Below are 10,090 nucleotides of genomic sequence, written 5' to 3' on the forward strand. Positions count from 1 at the left end.
CTTGTCCACCCCACGGTTGACAAGGCGGCGCATTACCTGCCGCACAATCATATCTATGATCCGGTTCGCGTTCATGGCTTCCTCCGCTTTCTGCGTAAGAACATATGCTCTTGTGGCGACGACAAAAGGGCGAGTTGATCACTCTTCCTCGAAGAGTTCCGTCTGATCCTCTTCACTCTCATCATCACGCCCTTCACCCAGCGGCATGGCACCCGGAGGCGGTCGATTTTCAAGCAAACCAGCGGCACGCAGTTCCTTGAGACCCGGCAAGTCGCGTGCATTCTCCAAACCAAAATGATCCAGAAACTCGGGTGTTACCACGAAGGTGACAGGACGACCCGGTGTCATACGCCGTCGGCCCAGCCTGATCCATTCCATCTCAAGCAATTGATCGATAGTCCCGCGCGAAACCGACACGCCCCGGATTTCTTCGATCTCGGCCCGCGTGCACGGTTGGTGATAGGCGACGATGGCCAGAGTTTCGATGGCCGCGCGGCTCAGCTTGCGGGTCTCGACAGTTTCCTTCTGCATGAGGAACCCCAGATCGGGTGCGGTACGGATGGCCCAGGCCTCACCTACTTTCACAACCCGAACACCCCGCCCTTCATATCGTTTCTGAAGCACTTCTATCGCTTGAGCAGCATTGCTGCCATGGGGCATGCGTGCCTCAAGATCTGCAACGGTCACCGGTTCCGGGCTCGCGAACAGAACAGCCTCGACCATACGTTCCTGTTCGGCCAATGGGGGCGCTTCGAACAGGGTGCCTGTGCCATCATCTTTAGGAGCGTCAGTCACGTTTATCGGTCCTCTTACGCAAATGGATGGGGGCAAAGGTGTCGCTTTGCTTGATCTCCATATGTCCTTCTTTAACCAGTTCCAGCGAAGCCGCAAATGTCGCTGCCGTGGCCGACCGCCTGCGCACTGGATCAGCGTCCCATCCGTCTGGAAGATAGGTTTCCATATCGGTCCATGTTCCGGCAAACCCAATCAGCGGACGCATACGCTCCAGCGCCTGCTCCATTGTAAAGACCGCGTCGCGATCCATGACAAAGGGCCGAAACTCGTCACGCGTGCGGATACGCGCATAACCCTGCATCAGGTCCAGCAAGGTTGCCGAGTATGTCACGGTACGGATGCGAGTGATATCTTCGCCCTGCCCGCGTTTGAAGAAATCGCGCCCAAGCTGGTCGCGCGCCATCAGACGCGCGGCGGCATCCCGCATGGCTTGCAAACGTTCCAGCTGAAAAGCCAGGTGTGCGGCCAGTTCCTCGCCGGTCGGCCCCTCTTCGTCAGGATCGGGTGGAAGCAGAAGGCGGGATTTCAGAAAGGCCAGCCATGCGGCCATGACCAGATAATCTGCCGCAAGTTCGATCCGTAGCGCACGCGCCTTTTCAACAAAGGCCAGATATTGCTGCGCAAGAGCCAGAACTGAGATTTTCCGCAGATCAACCTTCTGCGTCCGCGACAGGGTCAGCAGAACGTCTAGCGGGCCTTCAAACCCGTCCACATCAACGATAAGAGCCTCGGCCGCAAGGCGATCAGCAACCGAGATTGGGTCTTCGCTGAAAAGGTTATCCGTCATACACCTGCCCGTTCATCAAACGGGATAGTTCCGCCTCAGCAGCCTCGATGTCAAGTTCTGCCGGGGTTTTACGCATGGCAAGCGCATGTTCCGCCCGACGTTGAGCATCGTCTGACATTTCACCGACCGCTTCCAGCACTTCAGCACGGTCTGCAAATGAGCCATTGCAATGCAGGATAATGTCACAGCCTGCCTGAAGAGCCTTAAGCGACAACTCAGCCGCAGATCCGCTCAGCGCTTTCATCGAGATATCGTCGGTCATGATCAGCCCGTCAAAGCCAATATTCTGACGGATGACTTCAATCATCTTTGCCGAGATCGTAGCAGGCTGCGCGTCTATTTTCTCAAAAACCAGATGTGCGGTCATTCCCAAGGGCAAATCGTTCAGCGCACGGAATGGGGCAAAATCACTCTGCTCCAGTTCTTCTAGCGACAGATCGACATGGGGAAGGTCAAAATGGGTGTCCAGTGTGGAACGACCATGTCCCGGCATATGCTTCATGACGGGCAGAACGCCACCATCCAGATGACCCTGCGCTACTGCACGCCCAATCCGTGCAACGTGGTTGGCAGCATGCCCGTAGCAACGGTTCTTCAGAAAGGCATGCGTCCCTTCCCGGGCTATGTCGAGCATTGGCGCACAATTGCTGTCGATGCCATACGAGCGGAGCTCATGTGCAATCAGACGGTAACGCAGATACATGGCCCGCTCTGCTGCCTCACCCGCCCGTTCGGCGTGATCAAGCGGCGGCAACCATTCACGAGCCAAAGGTGCGCGCAGACGCTGAACGCGCCCACCCTCCTGATCAACCGTAATCGGGCAATCCCGGCCTACAGCTTCTCGAAAGTCATCGCAAAGGGCACGGACCTGATCGGCTGTGTCTATGTTTCTGGCAAACAAAATGAACCCAAACGGATTCATTTTACGAAACAGTGCTTTTTCTTCGGGTGTCAGACGCAATCCTTCGGCGTCAGTGATTGCGGCTCCGAACTTCACCGGACAGCGACCGGGATACAGTCTGCGCCTTGCGCAACCAGAGCAGCGCAGAATTGACGCGAGTCGCTCAGGTCCTCAAAACCCAATACCCGCAGACGATAGAAAGTGCGTCCGCCACTTGAAGTTTTTTGGATAACACGCTGTTTTCCAGCCATATACTCTGAGAAACGCCCATTCACCCGATCCCATTCGGCCTGCGCAACTTCGACACTTTCATAAGCGCCCAACTGCGCCAGGCGTGTTCCTTTGCTCAGCGAATCCGGGCTAACGTCCAATCCGACCGCAGCTTTGACAGCAGCGTTGATTGCATCCTCGGTATTGCTGTCTGCGCTAATCCCGCTGGGCGTTGCCCGTGCCGGACGCGTGGGTGGACGCAGAGAGCGGCGCACACCCGGCAGCGCGGCAATGGCGGGGTCAGGCAATTGTGCCGCAAGATCTGCGGGATCGATCGCTGGCTCTTCTTCAGGTGTGGACAGCGATGCGAGCTGGATCCCCGGTTCCTGAGTCTGCGAGGGATTGGCAGCCTCGCCTGCCAATTCCGCAACCAGCGCATCAACAGCGCCCTGACGCAACTCGGCGGCTTCCTGATTAGTAATTTCTTCCTCGACCACATGCACCGCTGGCGTCGGCTGCAGAGTGCCCATAGGAGCATCTTCGTCAGTCAAAGACACCGGACGAGGTGCAAGGATCAGGCGATCTGCCGGAGGTGCTGCCGAGCCTTCGGCGGCAACTGTGTTGACCGCAAGCCCTTGGTGATCTGCTGGGGTACCGCCAGGGTTTTCAGGTTGAATACGCATCGGGCCTTCGGCTGCGCGCACGACAGGCACTCCGCTGACATCGCGCATGACAAGCTTGTAACCCCAGACACCAACGCCTGCGACCAGTGCCAGAGAGGCGACCGCACCAAGGACATTGACCATGCGGCCCAGCCCGCCTGCGCCACGCGGAGCTTCGTCATAACCCTGCATTTCGTCGGAATAGTCATACGCATCCTCAGGATGCGGCTGATTCGTGTAATGCATGTGCTCGGGGCCTGTTTGCCCCGAGTAATCGTAACTCGCCATTTCCGCCTCACCGCCCGATTGCGCCGGAAAATATGGCGCGCGGGTCATTTCTTGTCTGCCTCGATCCGGCGGTTCGGGCGGTATTGGTTACCGCATCTCCTGCGCCGGAGTGACGCCAAGAATACCCAAGCCCGCTGAAATCACAACAGAAACGGCCCGGGCCAATGCGATTTTTGATTGGCTTGTGGCAACATCGCCATCCTGGATGAAACGCAGCGAAAGCTCGTCATTGCCTTTGTTCCAGAGCGCGTGGAAGTCACCAGCCAGCTCATACAGGTAGAAAGCGACCCGATGCGGTTCATTGGTGCGGGCGGCGATCTCAACCAAGCGGGGCCATTCCGCCAGTTTTTTGGCGACTGTCAGCTCCGAGGCATGGTCGATCTTGCCCAGATCAGCGCTTTTCAGGGTCACGTCATCTGCGGCGATCTCGGCCTCGGCGGCGCGGCGCAGCACGCTCATGACACGGGCATGGGCGTATTGCACGTAGAACACCGGGTTCTCGCGGCTTTGCTCCAGAACCTTGTCGAAATCAAAGTCCAGCGGCGCGTCGTTCTTGCGGGTCAGCATCACGAACCGGGTGACATCCGGACCAACCTGATCGACCACATCTCGCAGGGTGACAAAGTTCCCTGCCCGCTTGGACATCTTGAACGGCTCGCCATTCTTCCACAGTTTCACCAACTGGGTCAGCTTGATGTCCAGCGGCACCTTGCCGTCTGACAGCGCCGACACAGCTGCCTTCATCCGTTTGACATAGCCGCCGTGATCGGCACCGAACACGTCGATCAGCGCGTCAAAGCCTCGGGTCACCTTGTCATAGTGATAGGCGATATCCGGGGCGAAATAGGTCCAGCTGCCGTCCGATTTCTTAACCGGACGATCGACGTCATCGCCATGCTCGGTCGACTTGAACAGCGTCTGCTCGCGCGGTTCCCAGTCTTCGGGCTTTTTGCCTTTGGGTGGTTCCAGCACGCCTTCGTAGATCAGGCCCTTGCCGGTCAGCGACTGCAGTGCCGCCTCGATCTTGCCGGTGCCGTAGAGCGATTTCTCCGAGAAGAACACGTCCATCTCAACACCCAGCGCCTTCAGGTCAGCCCGGATCAGGTCCATCATAGCATCGGTCGAGAACTCGCGCAGATCTTCTAGCCATTCGCTTTCCGGCTTGTCGATCAGGCTGTCGCCATACTTCTCTTTCAGTGCCTCACCGATCGGGATCAGATAGTCACCCGGGTATAGCCCTTCGGCGATCTCTGGGCTCAGTCCATTCGCCTCCCGGTACCGCTCGTACGCCGACCGCGCCAGCACATCCACCTGCGCACCACCGTCGTTGATGTAATACTCACGGGTCACATCGTGGCCGGAATATGCGAGTAGGCTCGCCAGAGCATCCCCGAATACAGCACCCCGCGTATGACCAACATGCAGCGGACCGGTGGGGTTCGCGGACACGTATTCCACGTTCACCTTCTGGCCATGACCCATGGTCGAACGGCCATAATCAGTGCCCTGCTCCAACACGGCCGATAGAACACCCTGCCACACCGACGGCGCCAGCCGCAGGTTCAGGAAGCCCGGCCCGGCCACTTCGGCGCTGGTGATCCGGTCATCTGCCGCCAGCTTTCCGGCCAGCACATCTGCGATATCACGCGGCTTCATCTTTGCTGGTTTCGCCAACACCATCGCAGCGTTTGTCGCCATGTCGCCATGCGCGGCATCGCGCGGCGGTTCAACTGCCACGTTGTCAAAGCTCAACCCTTCGGGCAGAGCGCCTTCGGACTGCATCTGTGCCAGCGCGTCCAATACGAGGCCGCGGATCTCGGAAAACAGGTTCATTTCGGATGTCCTTTTGCTTGCCGGGCGGTTTACCACGCAGCACGGTAAGGTCAATGGAAGCGATCAGTTTGGACTTGGTTTACCGACAAAGCCCGCTACTGTCAGCGTAAATTCAGGAAACGGAGACCGATCCATGCGCTTAGCCCTACCCTTTGCCGTTCTATTATCGACTTCAATGCCGGCCTGGGCCGAGATGCCCGCTCTGCAAGGGCACGTGTTGTTGACACTGGGTGGTGCGGTCACAGAAACCAACTTGCCCGCGCGCGGTGAAGATGATGGTGGGTTGCTCGGGTATCTCGAGGTTCAGCACGATGGGGCGGCAGGTTTTGATGCCGCCATGTTGGACGGAATGGATCAGACTAAAATCACCATTTCCTACGGCCCCGAAGGAAACAAACGCGATATCGCCTTTTCCGGACCGCGCTTGTCGGACGTCATGATCATGGCCGGTGCAGAAGGAAAAGCAGCAACTCCGGTTGCCATGGACGGGTATCAGTCCGAAATCCCTTGGGACAGTATCGCTGCGCACCAACCAATCGTTGCGACGCATGCTGACGGCATCCCCATGGGCATCGGTGGCTATGGACCGACAATGATCGTCTTTCCATCTACGGACGATGCTGATCTGGCGCAGGAGCAATCCGGTCAACAGGTCTGGGCGATCGCCTATATCGGAATTGAATGATCAGTTGCCGGTAAGCCTTGCATGATCCTGTAACGCAAACCGGTCTGTCATCCCGGCGATGTAATCCGAGACAATGCGCGCAAGTGCCGTCTCGGTCTTGGCTGCCTCGATATCATCATGCCAACGGTGAGGCATCTGCTTGGGATCATTCAGATATATCGGGAACAGGTCCTCAACGACTTTGCTGACCTCTTCCCGCACCTGCATGACTGTTGGTGCACGGTACATACGCGCGAACAAGAACGCCCTGATTTCTTTGAGTTGTGACCAAAGCCCGTCGGAAAACTGGATCACCGGGTAACCCAGGTGCCGGATATCTTCCACCGTCTTTGCGCCCGCCTGGGATATCAACCTCCGGGAGGTTTCGATCACGTCGGAAACCATCACCCCAAAAACGCGCCGCAGTGCTTCGTGCCGGCGGCGATAGCGGTCCAAGCCGGGATACTTCCGATCAACTTCAGCGTAGCAATCGCCAACAATCGGTAACTGCTGAATCTCTTCGTCAGTGAACAACCCCGCTCGTAATCCATCCAGCAGATCGTGGTTGTTATAGGCAATGTCGTCAGACAGCGCTGCCACCTGTGCCTCGGCACTGGCGTGTGTGTGCAGTTCCAGATCAAAACCTTCGTTGCATTCTGCCAGTGCCCACGGCAACTCCCCCGTGACCGGTCCGTTGTGCTTAGCAATCCCCTCGAGACATTCCCACGTCAGGTTGCACCCGTCGAATTCCGCATAGTGACGCTCGAGTTTCGTAACGATCCGAATGGCTTGGGCGTTGTGATCAAACCCGCCATAGGGCTCCATCAACGCATGCAAAGCATCCTCGCCGGTATGACCGAACGGCGTATGACCAAGATCATGGGCAAGTGCGACCGCCTCGGTCAGCTCGCCATTCAGACCCAAAGCCCCGGCAATCGTGCGCGCAACCTGAGCGACTTCAATCGAATGCGTTAGCCGGGTGCGATAACTGTCACCCTCATGCTCAACAAACACCTGCGTCTTGTGCTTGAGCCGCCGAAACGCGCTGGCGTGTATGATCCGGTCTCGGTCACGCTGAAAGCATGACCGGAAACTGCTCTCCTCCTCTGGCACAAGCCGCCCTCTTGCGCGGCCTGGGTCTGAGGCAAAACCCGCTATGTCCAAAGGTCTTGTCCTTGTCGCCTGTCCTTGCAATTTCTATATTGTAAGGCGTAAAGGAAATAAACCTTTGGAGTTTGGCATGAATCTGCCCCCCACAGTCACTGAACGCGCTTTTGAGCGTCTCGCCGAAATCGGCGCAGCAGATCAGGGTCAGGCCCTGCGCGTCGCTGTGGAAGGCGGCGGATGTTCCGGTTTTCAATACGAAATCGCGCTGGACGAGCCCAAAGAGGATGACCTTGTGCTGGAAGGCAAGGGTGAAAAAGTAATCGTCGACTCGATTTCGCTACCGTTTCTGGAAAACGCGGTGATCGATTTCACGCAGGAACTGATCGGTGCGCGGTTTGTGATTGAAAACCCGAACGCAACCTCATCCTGCGGCTGCGGCACTTCATTTTCAATGTGACCTTGCCCTGCCCGCGCGGTTGAGGGATAGATCAACCGGCAGCCAGCCGGAGGATCGCGCATGAAAATCGCCACGTTCAACATCAACGGCATCAAAGCGCGGGCCGAAGCCCTGCCCCGCTGGTTGGATGATGCACAGCCCGATGTCGTGCTGCTGCAAGAGATCAAATCGATCGACGAGAATTTCCCCCGCGAGCTGTTCGAGGAACGCGGCTATAACGTCGAAACCCATGGACAAAAGAGCTTCAACGGTGTGGCGATCCTGTCCAAGCTGCCACTTGAGGACGTGACCCGCGGCCTGCCCGGCGATGATGAAGATGAACAAGCGCGCTGGATCGAGGCAACTGTCATTGGTAAAAAAGCGCTTCGCATCTGTGGTCTGTATCTGCCGAACGGTAATCCCGTGCCTGGCCCCAAATACGAGTACAAGCTGGCCTGGATGGAGCGTCTCTATGATCGGGCGCGCGACCTGTTGTCGACGGAAGAACCCGCACTGATGGCTGGTGACTACAACATCATTCCCCAGGCCGAGGATGCCAAACGCCCGGATGCGTGGCGCGAGGATGCTCTGTTCCGTCCGGAAAGCCGCGCGGCGTTTCGCAAGATATTGAATTTGGGTTTCACCGAGGCGTTTCGCGCCGTGACCCAAGGGCCCGAACACTATTCATTCTGGGACTATCAGGCCGGGGCTTGGAACAGGAACGATGGTATCCGGATCGACCATTTCCTGCTGACACCGCAGGCCGCTGATCTGATGCGCGATTGCAAGATTGACGCCGAAGTGCGCGGGCACGAAAAACCGTCGGACCACGTTCCCGTCTGGGTCGATCTCGATCTGTAACCGCTTACGCCGTAGGGTCGTAATCGTATATCCAGTCGTAACGCCGCCCCATCCTTGGACCCAAAGCTGTCAGAGCCATTTGGGCGGCGATCCTCATGGGACCACGTAGATGGAAATTGCGCGCGTTTGATGAAGCTGCGTCGACAACCCTACGCGCACGTGGGGCACGCTTGGTTTCATAAGCCTCCAAAGAGCTGGTGACGTCGTCCTGATCGAAGGATTTTGCCAGTATCCACGCGTCTTCCAGCGCAAGGCAGGCCCCCTGCGCCATGAAGGGCAGCGTTGGATGCGCCGCATCGCCCAATAGGGCAATTCGCCCGTTCTGCCATTTGCGGGCAACGGGACGCAGGAAAAGAGCCCACAGATGCGTTTCTTGCACCTCATGCAGGACCTCGTGCACCTTGCCGCCGAAATCGGCAAAGCGGGCGCGGAGATCGTCGGGATCACCCTTGAGGCGCCAGCCCTCCTCCTGCCAGTCAGAACGCTCCTCGATTGCAACGATGTTCATGAGGCTTTGATTGCGCAAAGGATAGGTCACGACGTGACGACCCGGCCCCATCGTCAAATGCGCCTTTGGGGCTTTCAGATTGCGATCCCAAGGAATTGTTGCACGCCAGGCAACCTGATGCGTGAAACCAAGAAGCTCTTCGCCGTTCAAAACAGCGCGAATACTACTTCGCCCTCCGTCGGCAGCTACTATGCAATCGGCACCAATTTCTTCGCCATTACCCAAAACCACGCCCACATCATCCGGGGCATCATGGATTTGCTCCATCTTGGCGTCCAGCCGGATATTCACCCCAGTGGCGACAGCCGCGCGGTGCAGCAAGTCGATCAGGTCGGCTCGGTGATAGTAATACGTCGGTCCGGCTGCTGGCGCGGGAATACGACTTATGAACCGTCCTCCGCGGTAATCCCTCAGCACTGTGCCATAGGATTTCTGGCCATCCTCAGGCACGTCACCAACCACGCCGAGTGCACGTAAGACGCGCATACCATTGGCACTGATCTGCAGACCGGCACCTACCTCAGCTATTTCTGGGGCTTGTTCGAGTACCAGAACCTCAGCACCACGTTGACGCAAAGCGATGGCTGCGGCCAACCCGCCAATACCAGCGCCAATAACGCAAAACTTGAGACCCTCGATATTCATGTCCCGGGCTTAGCGCAAAAAAAACGCCGGAGCTACAGGCCCCGGCGTTCATGTGTTGTTATATTCCAGCGATCAATCGTCGCGGTGGACTTTTTCGCGACGCTCGTGACGCTCCTGCGCCTCAAGCGTCATAGTTGCAATTGGACGTGCATCCAGACGTTTGAGTGAAATCGGATCACCCGTCATTTCACAATATCCGTATTCGCCTTCGTCGATCCGGCGCAGGGCTGAGTCGATCTTGGCCACCAGCTTGCGCTGACGATCCCGGGTGCGCAGCTCGAGCGCACGATCGGTTTCCTCACTCGCGCGGTCGGCGACATCGGGAATATTTCGGGTATTGTCCTGCAGGCCTTCGATAGTATCGCGGCTGCCCGCCAAAAGTTCGTTCTTCCA

At 57.7% G+C, this 10,090-nt stretch carries 11 protein-coding genes; 3 read left to right on the plus strand and 8 right to left on the minus strand.

The features are described 5' to 3' along the window. Window positions 1-138: 138 nt before the first annotated feature. The 5 genes from scpB to argS are packed head-to-tail and all read right to left on the minus strand — an operon-like array spanning window position 139 to window position 5,476. The gene (gene scpB, locus E1297_RS46560; protein ID WP_244328152.1) at window positions 139-759 is read right to left on the minus strand and encodes an SMC-Scp complex subunit ScpB; all 621 of its coding nucleotides are present in this window, start codon (window positions 757-759) and stop codon (window positions 139-141) included. Between the two features lie 28 nt (window positions 760-787). Then, complete coding sequence (locus tag E1297_RS46565; protein WP_155150848.1) at window positions 788-1,582, minus strand: ScpA family protein; 795 nt, start codon at window positions 1,580-1,582, stop codon at window positions 788-790. Beyond that, window positions 1,572-2,579 carry a beta-N-acetylhexosaminidase gene (gene nagZ / locus E1297_RS46570; protein WP_368669867.1) on the minus strand — a complete coding sequence of 336 codons (1,008 nt, stop codon included), beginning with the start codon at window positions 2,577-2,579 and terminating at the stop codon, window positions 1,572-1,574. The genes E1297_RS46565 and nagZ overlap by 11 nt, the downstream gene beginning before the upstream one ends. After that, window positions 2,576-3,691, minus strand: a complete 1,116-nt coding sequence (locus E1297_RS46575) for an SPOR domain-containing protein (protein WP_209016408.1) — start codon at window positions 3,689-3,691, stop codon at window positions 2,576-2,578. The genes nagZ and E1297_RS46575 overlap by 4 nt, the downstream gene beginning before the upstream one ends. 39 nt (window positions 3,692-3,730) lie before the next feature. After that, a complete protein-coding gene (gene argS / locus E1297_RS46580) occupies window positions 3,731-5,476 on the minus strand; it encodes an arginine--tRNA ligase (RefSeq protein ID WP_155150854.1) in 1,746 nt (581 codons plus the stop codon). Between the two features lie 133 nt (window positions 5,477-5,609). On the opposite strand from argS, the gene E1297_RS46585 reads away from it, so the two are divergent. Next, window positions 5,610-6,161: a hypothetical protein gene (locus tag E1297_RS46585; protein ID WP_155150857.1), complete on the plus strand. Its 552-nt coding sequence runs from the start codon at window positions 5,610-5,612 to the stop codon at window positions 6,159-6,161. Here the strand turns inward: E1297_RS46585 and E1297_RS46590 are convergent, their stop codons facing one another. Continuing rightward, the gene (locus E1297_RS46590; protein WP_368669868.1) at window positions 6,162-7,334 is read right to left on the minus strand and encodes a deoxyguanosinetriphosphate triphosphohydrolase; all 1,173 of its coding nucleotides are present in this window, start codon (window positions 7,332-7,334) and stop codon (window positions 6,162-6,164) included. A gap of 46 nt (window positions 7,335-7,380) precedes the next feature. Between E1297_RS46590 and E1297_RS46595 the strand changes: the two genes are divergently transcribed. Next, window positions 7,381-7,704 (plus strand): iron-sulfur cluster assembly accessory protein, encoded by a 324-nt coding sequence (locus tag E1297_RS46595; RefSeq protein ID WP_155150862.1) that lies wholly within the window; start codon window positions 7,381-7,383, stop codon window positions 7,702-7,704. 60 nt (window positions 7,705-7,764) lie between these two features. Further along, on the plus strand, window positions 7,765-8,544 hold the full coding sequence (gene xth, locus E1297_RS46600) for an exodeoxyribonuclease III (RefSeq protein WP_155150865.1): 780 nt from the start codon (window positions 7,765-7,767) through the stop codon (window positions 8,542-8,544). A 4-nt stretch (window positions 8,545-8,548) separates the two neighbouring features. Here the strand turns inward: xth and E1297_RS46605 are convergent, their stop codons facing one another. Together E1297_RS46605 and dksA are read right to left on the minus strand one after the other, a co-directional pair. Continuing rightward, window positions 8,549-9,697, minus strand: coding sequence for an FAD-dependent monooxygenase (locus E1297_RS46605; protein ID WP_155150868.1), 1,149 nt, complete (start codon window positions 9,695-9,697; stop codon window positions 8,549-8,551). Between the two features lie 72 nt (window positions 9,698-9,769). Next, window positions 9,770-10,090: RNA polymerase-binding protein DksA (dksA, locus tag E1297_RS46610; protein ID WP_155151847.1), on the minus strand; the 321-nt coding region annotated here is incomplete at its 5' end.

This window comes from Roseibium sp. RKSG952, from assembly GCF_009711355.1.